This is a genomic window from Sinomonas atrocyanea, from assembly GCF_030811715.1.
Lineage (GTDB): Bacteria > Actinomycetota > Actinomycetes > Actinomycetales > Micrococcaceae > Sinomonas > Sinomonas atrocyanea_A.
Genome location: NZ_JAUSRH010000001.1, coordinates 451517 through 472556, shown reverse-complemented (window position 1 = coordinate 472556; position 21040 = coordinate 451517). Strand labels below are relative to the sequence as shown.

Annotated in this window: 25 protein-coding genes; 20 read left to right on the top strand and 5 right to left on the bottom strand. The window is 70.5% G+C overall.

Translation table 11 applies throughout. The features are described 5' to 3' along the window. Nucleotides 1-9 precede the first annotated feature (9 nt). Nucleotides 10-1428: an MFS transporter gene (locus tag J2W21_RS02285; protein WP_307112882.1), complete on the bottom strand. Its 1419-nt coding sequence runs from the start codon at nucleotides 1426-1428 to the stop codon at nucleotides 10-12. 121 nt (nucleotides 1429-1549) lie between these two features. Between J2W21_RS02285 and J2W21_RS02280 the strand changes: the two genes are divergently transcribed. The 15 genes from J2W21_RS02280 to J2W21_RS02210 all read left to right on the top strand — a co-directional run bounded on the left by J2W21_RS02280 (nucleotide 1550) and on the right by J2W21_RS02210 (nucleotide 11739). Further along, a complete protein-coding gene (locus J2W21_RS02280) occupies nucleotides 1550-2098 on the top strand; it encodes a TetR/AcrR family transcriptional regulator (RefSeq protein ID WP_307112881.1) in 549 nt (182 codons plus the stop codon). An 81-nt stretch (nucleotides 2099-2179) separates the two neighbouring features. Further along, on the top strand, nucleotides 2180-2614 hold the full coding sequence (locus tag J2W21_RS02275) for an Asp23/Gls24 family envelope stress response protein (protein WP_307112880.1): 435 nt from the start codon (nucleotides 2180-2182) through the stop codon (nucleotides 2612-2614). Continuing rightward, the gene (locus tag J2W21_RS02270) at nucleotides 2611-2802 is read left to right on the top strand and encodes a hypothetical protein (protein WP_066494703.1); all 192 of its coding nucleotides are present in this window, start codon (nucleotides 2611-2613) and stop codon (nucleotides 2800-2802) included. The genes J2W21_RS02275 and J2W21_RS02270 overlap by 4 nt, the downstream gene beginning before the upstream one ends. A gap of 5 nt (nucleotides 2803-2807) precedes the next feature. After that, nucleotides 2808-3233: a hypothetical protein gene (locus tag J2W21_RS02265; protein WP_307112879.1), complete on the top strand. Its 426-nt coding sequence runs from the start codon at nucleotides 2808-2810 to the stop codon at nucleotides 3231-3233. Continuing rightward, nucleotides 3226-3855 (top strand): DUF6286 domain-containing protein, encoded by a 630-nt coding sequence (locus J2W21_RS02260; protein ID WP_307112878.1) that lies wholly within the window; start codon nucleotides 3226-3228, stop codon nucleotides 3853-3855. The genes J2W21_RS02265 and J2W21_RS02260 overlap by 8 nt, the downstream gene beginning before the upstream one ends. Next, nucleotides 3852-4496 carry a hypothetical protein gene (locus J2W21_RS02255; protein ID WP_307112877.1) on the top strand — a complete coding sequence of 215 codons (645 nt, stop codon included), beginning with the start codon at nucleotides 3852-3854 and terminating at the stop codon, nucleotides 4494-4496. The genes J2W21_RS02260 and J2W21_RS02255 overlap by 4 nt, the downstream gene beginning before the upstream one ends. A gap of 117 nt (nucleotides 4497-4613) precedes the next feature. Next, nucleotides 4614-4862, top strand: coding sequence for a hypothetical protein (locus tag J2W21_RS02250; protein ID WP_307112876.1), 249 nt, complete (start codon nucleotides 4614-4616; stop codon nucleotides 4860-4862). A gap of 228 nt (nucleotides 4863-5090) precedes the next feature. After that, a complete protein-coding gene (locus tag J2W21_RS02245) occupies nucleotides 5091-6383 on the top strand; it encodes an ABC transporter substrate-binding protein (protein ID WP_307112875.1) in 1293 nt (430 codons plus the stop codon). 73 nt (nucleotides 6384-6456) lie between these two features. Further along, nucleotides 6457-7461 (top strand): carbohydrate ABC transporter permease, encoded by a 1005-nt coding sequence (locus J2W21_RS02240; RefSeq protein ID WP_307112874.1) that lies wholly within the window; start codon nucleotides 6457-6459, stop codon nucleotides 7459-7461. Between the two features lies 1 nt (nucleotide 7462). After that, nucleotides 7463-8344 (top strand): carbohydrate ABC transporter permease, encoded by an 882-nt coding sequence (locus tag J2W21_RS02235; RefSeq protein WP_307112873.1) that lies wholly within the window; start codon nucleotides 7463-7465, stop codon nucleotides 8342-8344. Further along, a complete protein-coding gene (locus J2W21_RS02230) occupies nucleotides 8341-8622 on the top strand; it encodes a hypothetical protein (protein ID WP_307112872.1) in 282 nt (93 codons plus the stop codon). The genes J2W21_RS02235 and J2W21_RS02230 overlap by 4 nt, the downstream gene beginning before the upstream one ends. A gap of 39 nt (nucleotides 8623-8661) precedes the next feature. Beyond that, a complete protein-coding gene (locus J2W21_RS02225; protein WP_307112871.1) occupies nucleotides 8662-9684 on the top strand; it encodes a LacI family DNA-binding transcriptional regulator in 1023 nt (340 codons plus the stop codon). A 71-nt stretch (nucleotides 9685-9755) separates the two neighbouring features. Further along, the gene (locus J2W21_RS02220; protein ID WP_307112870.1) at nucleotides 9756-10682 is read left to right on the top strand and encodes a hypothetical protein; all 927 of its coding nucleotides are present in this window, start codon (nucleotides 9756-9758) and stop codon (nucleotides 10680-10682) included. Between the two features lie 104 nt (nucleotides 10683-10786). Further along, nucleotides 10787-11158, top strand: a complete 372-nt coding sequence (locus J2W21_RS02215; protein ID WP_307113005.1) for a phage holin family protein — start codon at nucleotides 10787-10789, stop codon at nucleotides 11156-11158. Further along, a complete protein-coding gene (locus J2W21_RS02210; RefSeq protein ID WP_307112869.1) occupies nucleotides 11155-11739 on the top strand; it encodes a DUF3618 domain-containing protein in 585 nt (194 codons plus the stop codon). The genes J2W21_RS02215 and J2W21_RS02210 overlap by 4 nt, the downstream gene beginning before the upstream one ends. Before the next feature lie 30 nt (nucleotides 11740-11769). Here J2W21_RS02210 and J2W21_RS02205 read toward each other — a convergent pair whose 3' ends face one another. From J2W21_RS02205 to nadE, 3 genes are all read right to left on the bottom strand, one after another. Next, entirely contained in the window at nucleotides 11770-12603 is an 834-nt protein-coding gene (locus J2W21_RS02205; RefSeq protein WP_307112868.1) for a hypothetical protein, read from the bottom strand. Nucleotides 12604-12643: 40 nt separating this feature from the next. Then, nucleotides 12644-13456, bottom strand: coding sequence for an exodeoxyribonuclease III (locus tag J2W21_RS02200; protein ID WP_307112867.1), 813 nt, complete (start codon nucleotides 13454-13456; stop codon nucleotides 12644-12646). Between the two features lie 75 nt (nucleotides 13457-13531). Further along, nucleotides 13532-14377: an ammonia-dependent NAD(+) synthetase gene (gene nadE, locus J2W21_RS02195; RefSeq protein ID WP_307112866.1), complete on the bottom strand. Its 846-nt coding sequence runs from the start codon at nucleotides 14375-14377 to the stop codon at nucleotides 13532-13534. 18 nt (nucleotides 14378-14395) lie between these two features. On the opposite strand from nadE, the gene dgoD reads away from it, so the two are divergent. The 5 genes from dgoD to J2W21_RS02170 all read left to right on the top strand — a co-directional run bounded on the left by dgoD (nucleotide 14396) and on the right by J2W21_RS02170 (nucleotide 19844). Further along, a complete protein-coding gene (gene dgoD / locus J2W21_RS02190; protein WP_307112865.1) occupies nucleotides 14396-15541 on the top strand; it encodes a galactonate dehydratase in 1146 nt (381 codons plus the stop codon). Nucleotides 15542-15619: 78 nt separating this feature from the next. Then, entirely contained in the window at nucleotides 15620-16576 is a 957-nt protein-coding gene (locus tag J2W21_RS02185) for a sugar kinase (protein WP_307112864.1), read from the top strand. A gap of 70 nt (nucleotides 16577-16646) precedes the next feature. Further along, the gene (locus J2W21_RS02180) at nucleotides 16647-17690 is read left to right on the top strand and encodes a Gfo/Idh/MocA family protein (protein ID WP_307112863.1); all 1044 of its coding nucleotides are present in this window, start codon (nucleotides 16647-16649) and stop codon (nucleotides 17688-17690) included. Between the two features lie 114 nt (nucleotides 17691-17804). Next, nucleotides 17805-18665 carry a sugar phosphate isomerase/epimerase family protein gene (locus J2W21_RS02175; RefSeq protein WP_307112862.1) on the top strand — a complete coding sequence of 287 codons (861 nt, stop codon included), beginning with the start codon at nucleotides 17805-17807 and terminating at the stop codon, nucleotides 18663-18665. Between the two features lie 12 nt (nucleotides 18666-18677). Beyond that, nucleotides 18678-19844: a Gfo/Idh/MocA family protein gene (locus tag J2W21_RS02170; protein ID WP_307112861.1), complete on the top strand. Its 1167-nt coding sequence runs from the start codon at nucleotides 18678-18680 to the stop codon at nucleotides 19842-19844. Between the two features lie 63 nt (nucleotides 19845-19907). Here J2W21_RS02170 and J2W21_RS02165 read toward each other — a convergent pair whose 3' ends face one another. Continuing rightward, nucleotides 19908-20948, bottom strand: coding sequence for a LacI family DNA-binding transcriptional regulator (locus tag J2W21_RS02165; protein WP_307112860.1), 1041 nt, complete (start codon nucleotides 20946-20948; stop codon nucleotides 19908-19910). Nucleotides 20949-21040 lie beyond the last annotated feature (92 nt).

The window sequence follows — 21040 nt, the reverse complement described above, 5'->3', positions numbered from 1 at the left end:
CGGCAGCGCTCATGGGCGCCGGGCCCTGAGCGACAGCCCCACTGCGGCCACGAGCGCGAGGCCCGAGAGCACCGTGGCGGAGACGAACCCCGCCCGGCCGCCGGCAAGGACATCGCCGGGGACCGCGAAGGCGGCGTAGGTCGACGCAACGATGGCAAGGCCCACCGCGCCGCCAAGCTGCTGCATGGTCTGGAACAGGCCCGAGGCCGCCCCGGCGTGCTCTGGCTCGACGTTCCGGAGCGCGAGGGTGGTGAGCGGCATGAAGGTCATGCCCGCGGAGATCCCGGTGGCGACCAGTGCGCCCACGACGACGGGGAACGGAGTGTGGGCTCCAATCTGGGTGAGCGGGACGAACCCGACGACACGGAGCAGGGCGCCGGAGATCACGAGCCGCTCGGCGCCGAAGCGCTCGACCAGGCGAGGGATGACCCGCGACATGGCGAACACGCTCAGCGGCATGGGCAGGAAGGCCAGCCCGGTCACGAGCGGGGAGAGGCCCAGGACGTCCTCAAGGTACTGGACCATGAGGAAGAACATCGCAAGCATGCCGCCGTATGTCGCCGCCATCGCGGCGAGGGCGCCGACCCGGCTTGGGCTGCGGAGCAGCTCGGGGCGCAGCAGCGGGTGCGCCACGCGGCGCTCGGTGATGGCGAGTCCAACCAGCAGCGCTGCACCCACGGCCAGGCCGCCGAGCGTCCGGGCATCCGTCCAGCCGTGGTCGGCCGCCTGGAGGAGCGCCCAGACGATGGCGACGGCGCCGCCCGTCGCCGTGACAGCGCCGAGCACATCGAAGCGGCCGGACCGGCGCGGGGTTTCGGGGACGAGCCGCGGCACGGCCACGAGGATCACGGCTCCGATGGGCACATTGATGAAGAGGGTCCACCTCCAGCTGGCCGCGTCGGTGAGGACGCCACCGAGGATGAGTCCCAGCGCGCCGCCCATGGATGCGATGGCGGAGAAGAGGGCGAGCGCGCGGTGGCGCGCGCCGTCGTCCTTCGCGGAGGTCGTCACGAGGGCGAGCACGCTCGGTGCGGCGAAGGCGGCGCCGAGGCCCTGGAGGGCTCGGGATAGGACGAGGAGGAGGGGTGATGTCGCCATGCCCCCGAGAAGGGAGAAGGCGGTGAAGGCCGCGACTCCGATGAGGAAGGTGCGGCGGCGCCCGAACACGTCTCCGACCCGTCCTCCCAGCAGGAGGACGCCGCCGAAGGCGAGCGCGTAGGCGTTGAGCACCCAGCTGAGCTGGGCAGGGGAGAAGCGGAGGTCGGTGGCGATGTGCGGAAGGGCGACATTCACCACGGTCGCGTCGAGGACGAGCATGAGCTGGGCGAGCATGACGAGCCAGAGGCCGATGTTGGCGGCGCGGCGGGGAGGTGCTGCGCCCGCGGACGTGGTCGCTGCGGGCGCGCGGAGGGCGGTGGATTGCGGCATGGGGAAGTGTCCTGTTCTGGCCGAGGGGCTGACGTACACTAAAAGGGAGAGATCCTCCGGTTAGAACTATACGGAGACGCTCTCCGTTTGGCAACCGTGTCCGAGGAAAGGTGTGTGGTCCGTGCGCGCTGACGCCCGCCGCAACCGCGATCGCATCGTCGAGATCGCTCGCGCCCTGTTCAAGGACAAGGGCTTCACCGGGGTTTCGATGGACGAGGTGGCCAAGGCCGCAGGAGTCGGGGCCGGCACCCTGTACCGGCACTTCCCCACCAAGGAGGCCCTGTACGATGCCGTGCTCGAGGCCTGGACGGACAAGGTCAAGGCCGCGGTGGACCGGGCTCTCGGGCTCGACGGCTCCGCGAGGGAGAAGCTCGTGAGCTGGTTCGGCGACTACGTCGACCTGCTCAACGGACACAAGGGCGCGGCCGCGCGCATCACCCTCGCGCTCGGCGACCCCGACTCTCCGTTCGTGGCGAAGTGCACGCGGTACCTCGGTGCCAATCAGCGCGTCATCGACGAGCTGGGACCCGCCCTGCGTCCCGGCGTGAGCGCCATGGAGATCTCGCGCCTCGTCGGCGCCGTGGCCGCCGTCGCGGACGCGAGCGCGCTCGGTCCGGACGAGGTCGCCTCGATGCTCGGCGTCGTCGCGGACGGCCTCGTCGCCGCCTGAAAGCCGTCCCGCGCGGAGCCTCAGGTCCAGTGTCGGCGGTGCGTACTAAGGTAGTGCGCAGAGGCGACGAGGGGAGGCCGGATGACCCAGGAACCAGGCGCGCTCGGTGACGAGTACAGCGCTGCTGTCGCCGCCACGGGACGGACGGTGGTCCACGAGAACGCGGTCGCCAAGGTCGCCGCTGCAGCTGCCCGGGCCGTCCCGGGTGTCCATTCCCTCGGATCCGCGCCCTCCCGCGCCCTCGGGGCGATCCGCGAGGCCGTCGGGCCCGTGCTGAGCGACCATGCGACGGGCGTCCGGGCGGAGGTCGGCCAGGCGCAGGCCGCCGTGGACGTGACGCTCGTGGCCCAGTACGGCGTCCCGCTCCAGCAGCTCGCAGACCAGGTCCGCGCGGCGGTGTACCGCGCTGTCGAGGACCTCACGGGGCTGCAGGTCATCGAGGTCAACGTCGAGATCGCCGACGTCTTCATCGGCGAGCCGCGCCAGGGCGTCAAGCCCGGAATCGAGGTGCAGTGAGTCTGGTCGTCGTGGGCATCGGTGCAGGGGCGTTCCTGGCCTTCATGTCCTTCCAGTTCGGTGTGTGGGGCTTCCTCGTCTCGCTCCTCTTCATGGCCATCGGCGCTGCGCTGGGCCGCGCCGCCGAAGGCCGGCTCGATCTGCGGCGCGTCTGGGAGGCTCTGCTGGGGCGGCGATCCTCCTCGTGAGCCAGATGCCTCCTCCAGCCGGCACGGTGCCCGCGCCGCCCTCGCGGCCTCCCGGCGGCGCCCATGCGGGTCTGAACCGGGTGAGCACGCAGGCCCTCACGAGCCTTGCGCAGGCCGCCGCCGCGGCCGAGCTCGGCATCCGCCCCGCCGAGGTCCGGGCGGACTGGTCAGACGACGCCGGCCTGCTGGCTCTGCGGATCGTCGCGCCGATCGCGATTCCGGACCTGTCGGACGCCGGGTCGCCGGCGGACCCCTCGGTCTGGGGCGGCAGCGTGTGGGAGCGCTGTGCGGTGGCGAAGGGCCGCATCCTCGATTCCGTTGCCCGCCTCAGCGGGGCAACACTCTCCCGCGTGGACATCCGGATCTCCGGCATGCGGATGGAACGGCGCCCGGCCGTCCTCAGCCCCTTGATGGGGGCCCTGCATGGCTGAGCGCGGCGTCACCCGGGCCCAGCGCGTCCCGGCAGCGTCGGAGGACGGCGGCCACGGGCTCGACTCGGCGGTCCGCCGGGAGACCAGCTCGTCGCGGGCGTATGTGGCGGGAGTGGTGGCCCTCGTCGTGGCCGTCGTCTGCGCGTACGGGCTCCTGGAATCGACGCTGCAGGCTCTGGGGCAGCCCGCATGGCTCATCGATCCGGAGTCGGCAGCCCGCGCCGTGGCGGGGCTTCCCGCAGGGGTCAACCGCGGGCTCCTCGGGCTCGTCGGCGCGGTCCTCGCGATGATCGGACTCATCCTCGCCGTCGTCGCCGTGCGGCCGGGGCGCAGAGGGCGCCGCTCGCTGCCCGGCGGGAGGATCGCCGTCGTGGTCGACGACGAGGTGCTTGCTTCCGCGCTGGCGCGCCGCGCGCGGGCCGCCGCGGTGGTCCGCCCCGAGCAGGTGAATGTGGTCATGACCGAGCGGGAGGCGATCGTCCATGTCCGCCCCACCTCGGGGATCCCAGTGCGGGCCGAGGATGTGCTCGCCGCGGCCGAGGACGAGCTCGCACGGCTGCGGCCGGCGCCGTACCTCCAGCTGCGGGTCCGGGTCGAGGGGACCGGGGTGGTCGGCGCATGAACGGCACGCCCCGGGCCCTCAACCGCGTCCTCGTCTTCCTGTTCGGACTCGGGCTCCTCGCGGTCGGCGCCCTGCTCGTGCTGCTGGCAGCCGTGCCCGCGGCGGCGTCGTGGTGGCACGGCTGGGCGCCGTCCGCCGCGGAGTCCGTGGGCACCGTCTTCGAGGGCTCCCGCGTGCCGGGGACCAGGGTCTCCTGGCTGTGGCTCCTGCTCACTGTGGCGGCCATCGTCGTCATCCTCCTCATGGTGTGGTGGGTCGCACAGCAGGGGAAGGGGCGCAGCGACCTGGTCGCAGCGACGGGTCCCGACGGGGGCGCAGGGCCGGACGGGGGCTTCGCGCCGGGGGAGGTGCGGGGCCGGGTGACCATCGCTGCCGCTGCAGTGGAGCAGGCGGTACGGGGAGCCCTCGCACCGCGCAAGGACGTCCTGGGCAGCAGCGTCGTCGCCGTGGACTTCGAGGGCCGCATTGCCCTGCGGATCCGGCTGGTCGCCCGCCAGGGTGCGGATCCGGCCGCGATCGCCCAGGACGTCGAGAGGCTCGTGGGCAGACTCGGGCGCGTGGTGGGCGTCTCGGTCCCCGTCCTCCTGCACATCACCTCGGGTGCCCGTACCCGATTCAGCCGCGCCGAACGCGTTCGCTAGCGCCCTGCGCGGTGCCGGGGCCGCTTGAATCCCCGTGGCGCGTCCGCCTAGCGTGAGGCGCGGGGGCAGCCCCGCCCACACCGAAGCGGCCACCACGGCCCCGACAGGAGGAACCACATGAGCGGGAACGGAACCGAGGGAGCAAAGGACGGCCTTGAGGCCGCCGTCGAGAAGGGCAAGGAGTTCGCGGCGGACGCGGTCGAGAAGGGCAAGGAGTTCGCGGCTGACACGACCGAGAACGTGAAGGAATTCTTCTCCGGCGACGTAGGCCAGCACGCCAAGGACTTGGCTGAGGGCGTCACCGAGAACGTGAAGGAGTTCGGCTCGAAGATCACCGGCATCTTCAAGGGAGACAAGGCCGACTAGGCCCGTCCCTGCAGCCTGGCCCCGATGCGGGGGCGCACTGACGCCCAGGGCGCCCCCGCCGTCTTTCCCAGCAGTCCCACCCGTCCCGCGGGCCAGACAGGTCACGGGGAGGAAACGATCTGCGTAAGCGCTTGCACAAGTCCTTGCATGCGCCCTAGTGTGAGGCCCACCACAAATCACTGGGGCGGCGGAGCGTGAGCGCTGCCTCGACCGACACAGGAGTCGAGCATGAGAAACCGAACCTTCTCCAGATATGCCTCTCCTCTGGCCGCGGCAAGCGTACTCGTGCTGGCCCTCTCGGCCTGCAGCGGAGGATCCAGCGGGGGCGGGGGAAGCAACGGCGGCGGGGATGCGGCCAACAACCTCGACGGGCGCGGCCCGATCACCTACGTCCAGGGCAAGGACAACTCGAACGTGGTCCGCCCGCTCGTGGACAAGTGGAACGCGGCCCACCCGGACCAGAAGGTCACGTTCAAGGAGCAGTCGGACCAGGCCGACCAGCAGCACGACGACCTCGTGCAGCACTTCCAGGCCAAGGATGCCAACTACGACGTCGTGGACGTCGACGTGGTCTGGACGGCGGAGTTCGCCGCGAAGGGCTGGCTGCAGCCGCTCAAGGACAAGACGGCCATCGACACCTCGGCCATGCTGCCCGCCACGGTCAAGACGGCCACGTATGGCGGCACCCTCTACGCGGCGCCGCAGACCTCGGACGGCGGCCTGCTCTACTACCGCAAGGACCTCGTGCCGAACCCGCCGAAGACGTGGGACGAGATGATGAGCATGTGCTCCATCGCGAAGCAGAACAACATCGGCTGCTACGCGGGCCAGTTCCAGAAGTACGAGGGCCTGACCGTGAACGCGGCGGAGGCCATCAACTCGTTCGGCGGCAAGATCGTGGACGATTCGGGCAAGGCCTCGGTGAACTCGCCTGAGGCGAAGACAGGCCTGAGCAAGCTCGTCGATGCCTTCAAGAACGGCAACATCCCGGCGGAGGCCATCACGTACAAGGAAGAGGACAGCCGTACGGCCTTCCAGGACGGCAAGCTCATGTTCCTGCGGAACTGGCCCTACGTGTACAACATCGTGAACAAGACCGACGGCTCCTCGAAGGTGGCCGACAAGTTCGGCATCGCTCCGCTTCCGGGCCAGAACGGTCCCGGCGCCTCGTCGCTGGGCGGCCACAACGTCGCGATGAGCGTCTACTCCAAGAACAAGGCAACGGCGCTCGACTTCATGAAGTTCCTCACGAGCGAGGAGACCGAAAAGTTCTACGCGACGCAGGGCTCGCTCGCGCCGGTGCTCGGAAGCCTGTACACCGATCCGAGCCTGACCTCCAAGCTCGCCTACCTGCCGGTGCTCAAGACCTCGATCGAGAACGCCGTCCCGCGCCCGGTCACGCCGTTCTACCCGGCCGTGACCAAGGCCGTGCAGGACAACGCCTACGCCGCCCTCAAGGGGGAGAAGACGGTGGACCAGGCATTGACTGACATGCAGTCGGCCATCGAGGCCGCCAAGTAGCCACGTTCTCCGGCTGGCGGCCCGGGAGTCATCCGACCCCCGGGCCGCCGGCCCCCGGAACAGGAGACATCCAATGTCCACGAAACTCCCAGAGCGCACCGAGGCGCGGTCCTCCAAGGCCCACCACATGCCTGGCCGCGAGAGCGCCGACAGGAAGCAGGTGACGCAGGGCCGCTGGGCTTCCGTCCTGCTCATCCCGACCCTGGTCCTGCTGGCGGTCGTGATCATCTACCCGGTGGTCAACGCCATCATCATGTCCTTCCAGAAGGACGCCGGCCTGAACCCCGCCACGGGCTTCTTCGAGCAGGGCGGCCCGGCCGGATTCGACAACTACGCCCACTGGCTCTTCCAGCAGTGCAACGGGCAGGCCTGCCCGCCCGGGACCCTCGGCTCCCAGTTCTGGAACTCGTTCGGGACCACGTTCTTCTTCACGGTGGTGACCGTGGCCCTCGAGACGGTCCTCGGCTTCTGGATGGCCATCATCATGGCGCGGACGTTCCGCGGGCGCAGCGCCGTCCGGGCCGCGGTCCTCGTCCCGTGGGCCATCCCCACGGCCGTCACGGCCAAGCTGTGGTTCTTCATCTTCGCGTTCGACGGGATTGCCAACAAGCTGCTCGGCACCCAGATCCTCTGGACGGGCTCGGAGTGGCCCGCCAAGTGGGCCATCATCATCTCCGACGTCTGGAAGACCACCCCGTTCATGGCGCTCCTGATCCTCGCCGGCCTGCAGCTGATCCCGGACGAGGTCTACGAGGCGGCCAAGGTCGACGGCGCCTCCTCCTGGCAGCGCTTCACCCAGATCACCCTGCCGCTCGTCAAGCCGGCCCTCATGGTCGCGATCCTGTTCCGCGTGTTGGACGCCCTGCGCATGTTCGACCTGCCGTACATCATGACGCAGGGCGCCAACAACACCTCGACCCTCTCGATCCTCGTGGTCGACCAGATCCGCGAGGGATTCAATAGTGCTGCGGCGCTCTCGACGATCACCTTCCTCGTGATCTTCATCGTCGCCTTCATCTTCGTCCGCTTCCTCGGCGCCAATGCCGTCGGCGCGGCGACGTCCTCGGGGAGGAAGTGACATGGCAGCCACGGCAACCCTGCCCCGGACCGCAGCCGTCCCGGCGCGCCGCAAGGGCTTCGACTGGGCCGCGCTGCGGACCTACATCTCGGCCGCTGTCATCCTGATCTGGTGCCTCGCACCGGCCTACTGGATGATTGTCACGGCCTTCCGCGACACGGCGTTCACCTTTGATCCGACGTTCTTCTTCACGCACGTCACGTGGGACAACTTCGCCACGGTGTTCGATGAGAACCTGGGCAACCACTTCGGCCGGAACCTGCTCAACAGCCTCATCGTGGCGGGGGTGACCACCGTGGTGGCCCTCGTGGTCGGCGTCTTCGCCGCCTACGCCCTCGCCCGGCTGAACTTCCGGTTCAAGTTCGCCGTCATGGGCTTCATCCTCGGGGCCTCGATGTTCCCGGGCGTGGCGCTCGTGACCCCGCTGTTCCAGCTGTTCACGAACATCGGCTGGATGGGCACCTACCAGGCGCTCATCGTCCCGAACATCTCCTTCACGCTCCCACTGACGGTGTACACGCTGACCTCGTTCTTCCGCGAGATGCCGTGGGAGCTGGAAGAGTCGGCGCGCATCGACGGGTGCACCCAGGGCCAGGCCTTCCGGAAGGTCATCCTCCCGCTGGCGGCTCCCGCGACGTTCACGACGGCGATCCTCGCCTTCATCTCGGCCTGGAACGAGTTCCTCATCGCGAGCCAGCTGTCCTCGGACTCGACCCGCACCGTCACCGTGGCGATCGCGTACTTCGCGGGCTCGCAGCCGCACCAGGAGCCCTACACGGCCGTCATGGCCGCGGGCACCATCGTCACGGTCCCGCTCGTGATCCTCGTGCTCGTCTTCCAGCGCAAGATCGTGGCCGGCCTCACCGCCGGCGCCGTCAAGTGAGCAGGCCAGACGCCCACGATCCCCTGTCCGTCGGAGGGGCGGCCTACCGCCGTTCCTCCGACCACAGGAGGGCCGTGGTCGACCAGTTCGAGATCTTCATCGGCTTCCTGGCCTTCTGGGGCCTCATCCTCCTCGCCATCACGGTCTGGCTCGAAGTCACGGGCCAGTCCGCGCTCGGCTGGGCGCTCGGCCTGTTCGCCGTCCTGCTCGCGATGGCGGGCCTGTGGAAGCTGCGGCGCAGGGTGCTCCGCGGCGAGAAGGACGAGTTCAAGGGCTGATTCACGGGCCGCCGCGGCGGCCTTCCCCGGGGAGGGAACATGGTAGGGATCGACGACGTCGCTGCCGCCGCGGGGGTGTCGACGGCGACGGTCTCACGGGCCATCCGGGGCCTGCCGCGGGTCTCTCCGGAGACCCGCGCCAAGATTCTGGCGACGGCCAAGGAACTGGGCTACGTGCCGTCCTCGGCCGCCTCGCGGCTCGCGAGCGGCAAGACGCGCACCATTGGGGTCCTGGCCCCGTACGTCGATCGGTGGTTCTTCGGCAAGGCGATCGCCGGCGTCGACCAGGAACTGCACGGACACGGGTACAACCTCTCCCTGTTCAACCTCGGCGGGCGTTCCTCCCCGCGCGAGCGGCTCTTCAGCAAGGCCATGGTGCACAAGCAGATCGACGCGCTCCTGCTCCTGTGCATGTTCCTGCGCCCGGAGGAGATCGAGGACCTGCATGCGATCGACATGCCCCTCGTCGTGGTCGGCGGCCCGGTGCCGGGGTGCCCGAACGTCGGGATCGACGACTACCTCGCCGCGCGCTCCATCACCGAGCACCTCATCGGCCTCGGCCACCGGCACATCGCGCTCCTGCACGGGCAGGACGACTCGGACCTGAACTTCTCCGTGCCCCAGATCCGCGTGGAGGGGTTCAACGATGCCGTCCACGCCGCCGGGCTCGAGCTCCATCCGGACGCCTCCTTCTTCGGCAACTTCACCGTCGCGAGCGGCGTCGAGGCCCTGCACCGGTTCGTCGCGCTGCCCGAGCCGCGGCCCACGGCGATCGTCTGTGCCTCGGATGAGATGGCCCTCGGCGTGCTCTTCGAGGCGCGGCGCCTGGGCCTGCGCGTGCCGGAGGACCTCTCGGTGGTGGGGATCGACGGCCACGAGATGGGAGCCTCGGCCGGGCTCACCACCGTATGGCAGGATCCGCGGGCGCAGGCTCGCCGCGGGACCCAGATGCTGCTCGCCGAACTCAGCGGCACGGCGGGAGCAGTCCACAGCGAGGTTGCCGAGCAGCGGCTCATCGTCCGGGAGTCCACCGCGCCGCCTTCGTCCACGCCTTTCGTGTGAATTTCCCGGGATCGGGTATCCGACCATGCGTCAGGTACTCGACCGAGTGACGATCGCGAAAGGAAAAGACCATGAGCGAATCTCTGTCTGGATATCCCGGAGGGCCGCAGCAGTCCCCATCGACGACGGACGCGGTGAAGGGCGAGGCCCAAGGGGTCGCGGGCGACGCGGCCTCGTCCGCCGGAGCCGTGGGAGGGGTGGCCAAGCAGGAGGCCACCAACGTTGCCCACGAAGCGAAGTACCAGGCCAAGGACCTGTACCACCAGAGCCGCCAGGAACTCATGGAGCAGGCCGCCCACCAGCAGTCGAGGGCTGCCGAGGGGCTCCGCTCCATCCACCACGAGCTCCACTCGATGGCTTCCAACAGCGAAGGATCCGGGGTCGCGACCGACCTCGTGCGCCAGGCGGCCTCGCGCGCAGGATCCTTCGCCGACTGGCTCGACGCCAGGGACCCTGGTTCCCTCCTCGAGGAGGTCAAGGGCTACGCGAGGCGCAGGCCCGGCGCGTTCCTCGCGATTGCCGCGGGAGCCGGCCTGCTCGCCGGCCGCCTATCGCGGTCGCTTGCGGCCAACGCGTCCGACGGCGGGGGCCAGGCGCCGTCCCCGTCCGCCCAGGTCCCGGCCAGGCCCACTCAGGCGCCGGCCCAGCCCAGCGCCCCCACCGCCGCATACCCGACGGGCGAGGGCTTCCCCACCGACGGCAGCTACATGGCCGGAGCGGGCGCCGGAACGGGTGCCGGAGCAGGCACCGGACCGGTGTACCCACCCGTTGGCGCGTACCCCGAGGAGACGGGCTACGGCACGGCAGCGGGGTACGGTCAGGGCCTCGAGAACGCCCGGGAAGGGTACCCGGAGGAGACCGGCTACGCCGAGCACGCCGCCGGAACGGTGGGCAACCCGGACTACGCCGCCGGGCCCGAAGAGGTCGACGAGTACACGGGCCGGCACGCCTCCGGCCTCGTGGAGCCGCGCGAGGCGGAGCGGGGTGAGCTGCCGTGAGCCACAGTCCCGGGTACGAATCCTCCGGGGCCGCCGGCGGTCCCGGCTACGCCCCCGGACCCGGTGCAACACCGCCGGCCGAGGAGAAGGCCGCGACGAACTCGCTGGGCAATCTCGTCAAGGACGTCGCGAGCGACCTCTCGACCCTGGTGCGCCAGGAGCTCGAGCTGGCCAAGGCCGAGGCGCGGGAGACCGCGACCCGCGCGGGCAAGGGTGCAGGGATGTACGGCGGCGCCGGAATCGCCGGCCACTTCGTCCTGCTCTTCCTCTCCCTCGCCCTCTGGTGGGCCCTCGGGTACTACCTCGTGGGCCTGGGCTGGTCGGCCGTGATCGTCGCAGTCCTCTGGGGCATCGTGGCCGCCATCCTGGCGGTCCGGGCCAAGAAGGAGCTGCAGGCAGCCAAGGGCCTTCCGCGCACCGCGGAGACCGTCAAGAAGATTCCTGAGTCGCTCAAGCCGAGTGAGGAGCCACGATGAGCCAGAACCCCGAAGAAGTCAGGGAGAACATCGAGCAGACGCGGGCGCGCCTGGGCTATGACGTGGACGCGGTGGCCGACAAGGTCACCCCGTCCCACATAGCGCACCGCCAGACGGAGAAGATCAAGGGGGCGATGTCGGACATGAAGGACAAGGTCATGGGAACTGCCGAGGACGCACGGGGCTCGGCCAGGGACACCGTCCACGGCGCGGGCGACACCATGGGGCACGCGCAGCAGGGCGTGGTCCGCAAGACCCGCGGGAACCCTCTAGCCGCGGGCCTGATCGCCTTCGGCGCGGGCCTGCTCGTCTCTTCGCTCATTCCGCCGAGCGAGAAGGAGCAGGAGCTGGCCGACACCCTCAAGGACAAGGCGCAGCCTCTCACGCAGGAGGTCGCCGGCGCTGCCCGTCAGGTGGCCGACCACCTCAAGGAGCCGGCCCAGGAAGCCGTCGCCTCGGTGAAGGACACCGCTTCCTCCGGAGCCCAGAACATGAAGGACGAGGCGCAGACCCAGGGCGATGCCGTGCAGGGCCGCGTCCAGGAAGCCCGTCAGAACGTCAGCGACGCCAGCGGGAGCTGACGCAGGACCGCACCGGTCCTCCGGCTGGCCTCAAGACGCACGGGCCAGCTGGCGGATCGGGATCCACCGGGAGGCGAGGCGCCGGTAGGCGGCAGCGGCGCCCGTCATGTCGCCCTCGGCGAGGCACTCGATGCCGAGGAGCACATCGGTCGGAGAATCGTCGGGGAAGACCCTGTCCGCCACGCTGCCGTAGTCGAGCTCGACCATTGAATCGGGGCTGAACTCCTCGAGCCACTCCGTGAGGGTCGTCAGCTCATCGAGCAGATTCATCTCGGGCGCGGCGAGGGCGAGATTGGCCACCGCGAACCGGGCGCGACTGATCGCCTTGGCCCAGGTGGCGGTGATGCGGACCGTCGCCACATGGTCGTCCTCCTCGACGACGTCCGTCGGATCACCCTCATGGAACAGCACGAACCAGCTGAAGGGGATGCCCCAGAGCGACTCGCGCGTGTTGATCCGCGGCGTCCCGGACTCTTCGGCGAGCCGGTCCACCCGCTCCTGGTGCCGCGCCCGTGCCGCCTCCGGAAGGAGGACGGACGCGAGGGGAGCGGGCGCCGTCGTGAGTACCGACTCGGCGGCAAGCCCGGAGCGGAGGACGAGCTGGGACGGGCAGTAGACCGTCTTGCCGTCCGCTGTGATGCTCCGGGTGAACTCGGCGCGTCCGTCGGGGAAGGGGTCGCCCGAATGGCGGGCGATGCGGCGCAGCGCGTCCTCGGCCTCGGCCCGGTCGAGCTCGTTCCGCCCCTGCTCCGAGAGCCCGCGCCGGATCCTCTCCTGCTCCTCGGCAGTGAAGGAGGAGAGGGGCTCGTACACGCGCAGCTGGGAGGCGAGCGGACGTCCCGCACGGACGCGCCGCGCGCTCATCCCGTCCCGCTCCTGGCGCGGGCGGCCGCAGACGGCGAGGTCATGAGGGGTCCGCCACGTCTACGACGACGGGCGCGTGGTCGGAGGCGCCCTTCCCCTTGCGCTCCTCGCGGTCGATCATGGCGCCCGTGACCCTGGAGGCGAAGGCCGGCGAGCCGAGGACGAAGTCGATCCGCATGCCCTCCTTCCGCGGGAAGCGCAGCTGGGTGTAGTCCCAGTACGTGTACACCCCGGGGCCGGGAGTGAACGGGCGCACCACGTCGGTGTACCCCGAAGTCTCGAACGCCCGGAAGGCCTCCCGCTCGGGCTCGCTGACGTGCGTGAACCCCTGCGTGCGGAACAGGTCGATGTCCCACACATCCTCGTCCTTGGGGGCGATGTTCCAGTCTCCGACGAGGGCGATCTGTGCCCCGGGGTCCTGCGCGAGCCACTCGGCGGCGTGGCCATTGAGCACTTTGAGCCACTCGAGCTTGTACGGCATGTGCTCATCGTCGAGGGCACGGCCGTTGGGGATGTAGAGGCTCCAGACCCGCACCCCGCCGCACGTGGCCGCGATGGCCCGCGCCTCCTGGGCTGCGTTCTCGCCGTTCTTCCCGAACGAGGGCTGATCAGGGAACGTCCGCTCGACGTCGGCGAGCCCCACCCGGGAGGCGATCGCCACGCCGTTCCACTGGCTCACCCCGAAGTGCGCGACCTCGTACCCGTTGCGCTCGAAGAGCTCCCAGGGGAAGTTCTCGTCCTTGCACTTGGTCTCCTGGATCGCGAGCACGTCGACGCCGCTGCGCAGGAGCCAGTTCTCGACGCGGTCGGCGCGGGCACGGAGGGAGTTGACGTTCCAGGTAGCAAGCTTCACGCCGCCCACGCTATCAACCGCACAGCGAGTCGGCACCGTGGGCAGCCGACTCGCTGCCATCTGACGGTCGACGCGCTACTTCGACCAGCTCGTGGCCCCTTCGCGCCACCACGAATCGAACAGCGTCACCGGGGTGGCGCGCTTGTGTCGCGTCATGAGGTACCGGCGCTCGATGGACTCGGCGACCTCGTCGGAGACCTCGTGCCCCTCGAGGTAGTTGTCGATGTCCTCGTAGGTGATCCCCAGCTCGTGCTCGTCGGTGCGGCCAGGCTGCAGGTCGAGCAGGTCGGCGGTAGGGATCTTCTGCCACACCTGCTCGGGGGCGCCGAGATGCTGCAGCAGGGCGCGGTTCTGGCGCTTGTCGAGCCCGAAGAGCGGGAGGATGTCTGCGCCGCCGTCGCCGTACTTGGTGAAGAATCCCGTCACCGACTCGGCGCCGTGGTCGGTGCCGATGACCAGGAGATGGCGCTCGCCGGCGATCATGTACTGGGCGATCATGCGGGCACGTGCCTTGGTGTTGCCGCGGACGAAGTCGCTCAGCTGGTCCGGGCCGGAACGCTCGTACTCGGACTCGAACCCCTCCACAGCGGCCTTGATGTTGAAGGTCCGCTGGGACTTGGGGCGGATGAAGTCGAGGGCGGCCTGCGCGTCCTCCTCGTCGTGCTGGACACCATGGGGCAGGCGCACGGCCACGAAGTCCGCCTCGATGCCCTCGTCCGCGAGCGACTCGACGGCCAGCTGGGCCAACCGGCCCGCGAGCGAGGAGTCGAGGCCCCCGCTGATGCCGAGCACGAAGCCCTTGGAACCGGTCGCCCGCAGATAGTCCTTGAGGAAGGCGACTCGCGCCTCGACCTCCGCCGCGGGGTCGATCTCGGGCTTGACGCCCATCTCCTCGATGATCTTCGCCTGGAGTTCGCGCATGGGGCTAGCGTACTTGCCATGGAGATCGCCCGCATTGAGACATTCCTCGTGCCGCCGCGCTGGCTGTTCGTCCGGATCGAGACCGACACCGGGATCGTGGGCTGGGGCGAGGCGACCTGCGAGGGCCGGTCAGAGACAGTCCGCACTGCCGTGGACCAGCTCTCGGAGCTCCTGCTCGGGCAGGACCCGCTGCGGATCGAGGACCACTGGCAGGTGCTCACGAAGGGCTCCTTCTATCGCGGCGGTCCGATCCTCGCCAGCGCCGTGGCAGGCCTGGACCAGGCGCTCTGGGACATTGCCGGAAAGCACTTCGGCGCCCCCGTCCACCAGCTGCTCGGCGGCCCGGTGCGGGACCGGGTCCGCGTCTACGGGTGGGTCGGCGGGGACGAGCCGAATGAGGTGGCCGAGGCGATCGCCGCGCAGGTCGAGGCAGGGCTCACCGCCGTGAAGATGAACGCGTCCGGGCGCATGTCCGCGAACGGCAGCGTCGGCGAGCTCGACGGCGTCGTGCGCCGCGTCGCCGCCGCCCGCGAGGTCCTCGGCCCGGACCGCGACGTCGCGGTGGACTTCCACGGCCGGTTCACCCTCGCGACGGCGCGCCGCGCCGCCTCGCTCCTGGGTGACCTGCACCCGTTCTTCCTCGAGGAGCCGGTGGTGCCGGAGAACTCCCACCTGATCGGGCGGATGGTCGAGTCGACGACGATCCCGATCGCCACGGGCGAGCGGCTCTACTCCCGCCAGGAGTTCCTCCCCGTGCTGCAGGCCGGCATCGCCGTCGCCCAGCCGGACCTGAGCCACGCGGGCGGCATCACCGAGGTGCGCAAGATCGCCGCGCTCGCCGAGACCTTCGACGTCCAGCTTGCCCCGCACTGCCCCCTCGGCCCGATCGCGCTCGCGGCGTGCCTGCAGGTGGGCTTCTCGACCCCGAACTATCTGATCCAGGAGCAGAGCATCGGCATCCACTACAACCGGGGCGCCGAGGTGTTGGACTATGTGGTGGACACCGGGCCCTTGGCGTTCGTGGACGGCTGCATCGAGCGGCTCACCGGCCCGGGCCTCGGCATCGAGGTCGACGAGGCGGCGGTCCGCGACGCCGACAGGCTCGGCCACGCGTGGCGCGGGCCGGTGTGGCGGCACGCGGACGGATCGTTCGCGGAATGGTGACCGGGCCCGGGAAGGAAAGGAAGGCATGAGCGCTCTCGACAGCCCCACCCTCGCGCCGGACGTCCCCGGAGGCGCCGCGTGAGCGGGTCCGGCCGCGGTGCCGTCGTCACCCTGGGGGAGGCCCTCGTCTCGCTGAGGTCGGTCGGTCCGCTCGCGATCGGCGGGCCCCTGACGATGCACGCCGCGGGGGCGGAGCTCAACGTCGCCGTGGCCCTCGCCCGGCTGGGCCACGAGTCCTCGTGGGGCGGCGTGCTGGGCGACGACGAGCTGGGCGAGTTCATCCTCCGCAGCCTCGCGGCCGAGCGCGTCGACGCCTCCCGCGTGCGCCGCGACTCCCGGCCCACCGGCATCATGTTCCTCGAGGCGCGCACCCCCGAGGTCTCGCGGGTGTTCTACAACCGGCGCGGCTCCGCCGGCGCCCGGCTCTCGCCGCACGACGTGGACCACATCCTCGACCGGGACCTCGCGTGGCTGCACCTCACCGGCATCACCCCTGCGCTCTCGGACGTGGCCCGGGCCGCGGTGCTCCACGCGGCCGAGAGGTGCCGCCGGCGCGCGGTCCCGTTCTCCGTGGACATCAACTTCCGCTCGAAGCTGTGGAGCACCGACGAGGCGGCCGAGGTCCTGCCCTGGCTCATCGAGGGGGCCGAGGTGGTCATCGGCTCCCCGGCCGAGCTCGCGCTCGCCGCCCCCGACGGCGCCACGCTCGAGGCCGCCGCCGAGGAGCTCCTCGGCACGGGCGTGGGCGAGGTGGTGGCCAAGCTCGGCGCGGACGGCGCGCAGGCGTTCACGCCCCACGGCGCGCTCCACGCCCCCGCGTTCCCGGTCAGGGCCGTGGACACGGTCGGGGCGGGGGACGCATTCACCGCCGGCTACCTCTCGGCGAGGCTCGACGGCGAGGACGTGGCGGGGCGGCTCCGCCGCGGCTGCCTGCTGGGGGCCTTCGCCGTGGGGCACCTCGGCGACTGGGAGGGCCTCCCGCGCCGCGACGAGCTCGCCCTCCTCGATCTGGGCGACGGGGAGACGCACCGCTAGGACCGACCCGAGGGCTGGCACATGGTGGCAACCGATTGCGGCTCCGCGGGCGGCTCACTAGCGTGGAGGGATGCAGCCTGAGGAACCGCCCGTGCTCCGCGCCGCCGTGATCGGCTGCGGCGACATCTCGGCCCAGCACCTCGCAGCGATCGGCGCGCTCGCAGCCCACGGGGCGGTGCGGCTCGTCGGCGTCGTCGACCCGGACCCGGCGCGGCGCGAGGCCGCCTCCGCTGCCCACGGCGTGCCCGGCCACGCGAGCGTCGGTGAGCTGCTCGCCGGAGGAGGCGCCGACGTCGTCCACGTCTGCACCCCCCACAGCCAGCACGTCCCGGAGGCGCTCGAGGCGCTCGCCGCGGGCGTGCACGTCCTGACGGAGAAGCCGCTCGCGCACACCCTCGCAGACGCGGAGCGCCTCATCGAGGCGGCCGACGCCGCGTGGCTGGCCGGGCGGACCCAGCTCGGCGTGTGCTTCCAGAACCGCTACAACGCGCCGGTCACCGCGATGCGCGACCTCCTGGCCGGCGGCACCCTGGGCGCCGTGCTCGGCGCCCAGGCCACGGTCATGTGGCACCGGCCGGCCGAGTACTACGCTGCCCGACCCTGGCGCGGCACCTGGGCCGGCAGCGGCGGCGGCCTTCTCATGAACCAGGCGATCCACACGCTCGACCTGCTCCAGTGGCTCGTCGGGCCCGCGAGGGTGGTCGACGGCCGGGCCTCGGCCCGGCTGCTGGGCGGGGTGATCGAGGTTGAGGACACCGCGGACCTGGTGCTGGAGCATGCCGGCGGCCCGCGCAGCGTCTTCTTCGCGACGAACGCGAACGGCCTGAACGCCCCCGTGACCCTGGACATCCAGACCGAGTCCGCGGAGCTGAGCCTGCGCGGGACCCTCACCGTCCGGTACGCCGATGGGCGCATCGAGACGGTCGAGGAGGCCGGCGTCCTTCCGGGGGAGCGCAGCTACTGGGGCGCGTCCCACCAGCTGCTCATCGCAGACTTCTACCGCTCGGTCGCTGCGGGGGAGCGGTTCTGGATCGGAGCGCGCGAGGCGTCCGAGTCCCTGCGGCTCATCAAGGACGTGTACGCGCGCTCCTACCCGCCGGGCGCGTGGGTCTGAAAAGCGGCAACTTCTGGCAAACGTTTACCATCAGTCATTCCCCCTGCCTAGAGTGAGAGCACTCTGTGACGGCCGCCACTGGATGGCGGCCGCGAGGAACGATTGAGGAGAGCCATGGCCAAGATCGGCGTGCAGGCAATGATGCTCAGGGAGAGCTTCGCGGACACCGGGCCGTTCGAGACGCTCCGCAAGGTCGCGGAGATCGGCTACCGCGCCGTCGAGGTCTCCCAGATCCCCATGGACGAGGCGAACATCGCCGAACTCGAGCGCTCCCGCGGCGAGCTGGGCATCGAGTTCGCCGCCCTGTCCGCCCAGCTTGACGGCGAAGCCGGCGCCACGCCGTATCCGCTTGCCGTCGACGTCGAGCGCGCAGCCTCCCACTGCGGCCGCCTCGGCACCGACATGCTCCGCATCGGCATGCTCCCCATGTCCGAGCTGCGCAGCGAGGACCGCGTGGTCGACTACGCCCGCCGGGTCGAGAAGGCCGCCCAGGCCCTCGCCGACCACGGCATCACCCTCTACTACCACAACCACCACGTGGACTTCGCGAAGATGGGCGGCCGCTACGTGATGGACATCCTCGCCGAGGAGGCGCCGAGCATCGGCCTCGAAGTGGACGTCCACTGGGTCCAGCGCGGCGGCCTCGACCCCGTGCGCACGCTCGCGAAGTACGCGGGCCGCACCGCCATGGTCCACCTCAAGGACTACCGCATCGGCGCCCTGCCCGAGGAGGGCATCGCGGCCTACGAGTCCGGCGACTCGGCCACCTTCCAGAGCTGCTTCAAGGACGTGGTCCAGTTCGCCGAGGTCGGCGAGGGAAACCTCGACTTCGCCGCGATCGTGCCCGCCGCGATCGACGCCGGCGCGCGCTACCTCCTCGTCGAGCAGGACCTGCTCTACGGCCGGACGGTGTTCGAGGCCCTCACCACCTCCCACGACAACCTCGTCGCCCTCGGCTTCGGCGACCTCTTCTAGGAAGGCAGCAGCATGAGCAGGAAAGTCCGCCTCGGCATCGTCGGGTTCGGCAACCAGGGCAGCCAGTACGCAGCGCTCGTCGCGGACGGCCGGGTGCCGAACATCGAGGTCGCGGCCATCGCCGACACGGATCCCGCGCGCCGCGAGCTCGCGGCCGAGCGGCACCCGGGGGTCGCGCTGTTCGACGACTACGCGGCCATGCTCGAGTCCGGGGAGGTCGAGGCCGTCGTGACGACCGTGCCCCACTACCTCCACCCGCAGATGGGCATCCAGGCGCTCGGGCGCGGCATTCACGTGCTCGTCGAGAAGCCGGCGGGCGTCTACACCAAGCAGGTCCGCGAGCTCAACGAGTTCGCCGCGACCAAGCCCGAGCTGACGTTCGCGATCATGTTCAACCAGCGCACCAACCCGCTCTACCGCCGGCTCAAGGAGATCGTCGAGGCGGGGGAGATCGGCGCGATCCGCCGCACCAACTGGATCATCACCACGTGGTACCGCCCGCAGGCGTACTACGACCAGAGCGACTGGCGGGCCACATGGGGCGGAGAGGGCGGCGGCGTGCTGGTCAACCAGGCTCCCCACCAGCTCGATCTGTGGCAGTGGATCTGCGGCGTGCCCGAGCGCGTCTTCGCGAAGGCCGGCTTCGGCTTCCGGAGGAAGATCAACGTCGAGGACGAGGTCGTCGCCGTCGTCGACTACGGCGGCGGGGCCACCGGCACGTTCACGACCGCGACCCACGAGCTGGTCGGCACGGACCGCTTCGAGATCACGGGCGATGCGGGCAAGATCGTCGTCACCGACTCGAAGACCGCCGTCGTGACCCGCTACCGCCGCTCCGAGCAGGAGATCAACGCGAGCATCCCCACCGAGGACATCTGGAAGATGACGAGCGACCAGTTCGATCCCAACGAGTACTACACGCACGAGACGCTCGAGTTCGACACCGCGTGGGGCGGCCAGCACGCGACCGTCCTCGAGAACTTCGCCGCGAACATCCTCGACGGCACCCCGCTCATCGCCCCCGGAAGCGACGGGATCCTCGGGGTCCGGCTCGCCAACGCGATCCATCTCTCGGCCTGGACCGGCAAGGAGGTCCCGATGGACTTCGACGAGGGCGAGTTCCTGGCGGAGCTCAACAAGCGGATCGCCGAGGAGGGCAAGTTCCCCCAGCGCTCCTGAGGGGCGAGCAAGGACAGGACGGCGGCCCGGACGCATCAGCGCCGGGCCGCCGTCGTGTCCTCGTCAGGCCTTCTTCGCCGGACCCGTCGAGGCGCGCACCTGGAGGTAGGTGGGCATGACGGCGAGCTTGCGCGGCGTTCCGCCGTGGAGCGGGTCGAGCTGGGCCAACAGCATCGACACGGCGGTGCGCCCGGCCTGCTCGATGGGCGAGGAGATCGTGGTAAGCGGCGGGTTGCAGAAGTCGGCCCCGAAGATGTCGTCGCACCCGACGATGCTCACGTCCTCGGGGACGCGGACGCCGCGCTCACGGAAGCGCTGCAGCATGCCGATCGCGATCAGGTCGTTGAAGGCGATGAACGCCGTGGCGCCCGTGCCCAGGGCGGCGTCGGCGGCGGCCGCGCCGGAGAGCGTCTTGGGGGCGTAGGGGCCGATCCGGGTGACCTCGATGTTCCGCCGGGACGCGGCCTCCTGAATGGCCTGCCAGCGGCGGTGCGTGGACCAGGAACTGGTCGGGCCGCCCACATAGGTGACCTTGGTGTGGCCGAGGGAGGCCAGGTGCTCGAGGGCCTGCACCATGGCACCCGGGGTGTCGATGAGCACGGTGGGCGCGTCCGCCGTCGCCCGGTTGATGGTGACGAGCGGCTGCCTGCCCGCCACCTCCGCGAGCTGAGCGTCGGTGAGGCGGGAGGCTGCGAGGATGATGCCGTCCGACGTGCGGCGCAGCCGGCGGAGCGCGTCGAGCTCGACGTCGGTCGCCTCCTCCGTGTCGACGAGGAGCTGGGTGTAGCCGGCTGCCTTCAGCTGGTTCTGCGTGCCGCGGATGATGTCGAAGTAGAACGGGTTCGTCACGTCCGGCACGAGCACGGCGATGGCCCCGGTGCGCCCGGAACTGAGCCCCCGCGCCTGGGTCGAGGGCACGTAGTTGAGCTCCGCGGCGATCTTCTCGATCCGCTCGCGGGTGCGGGCGTTCACCCGCTGGGGATTCGACAGGGCGCGCGAGACCGTCGATGTCGCGACGCCGGCACGCTCGGCGATGTCGCGGATCGTCGGCATGCGGTGGTCCACCCCGTCGGCGGCGGCCGACGGGGCGCTCGTGTCACTCATGTCTCCATTCCAGCAGCACTGGCAACTTTTGGCAATCGCTTGCCGGTGTGTTCTCCTCTTCCTAGGCTGGGGGTCGTGGGGAAGAGCAGTGA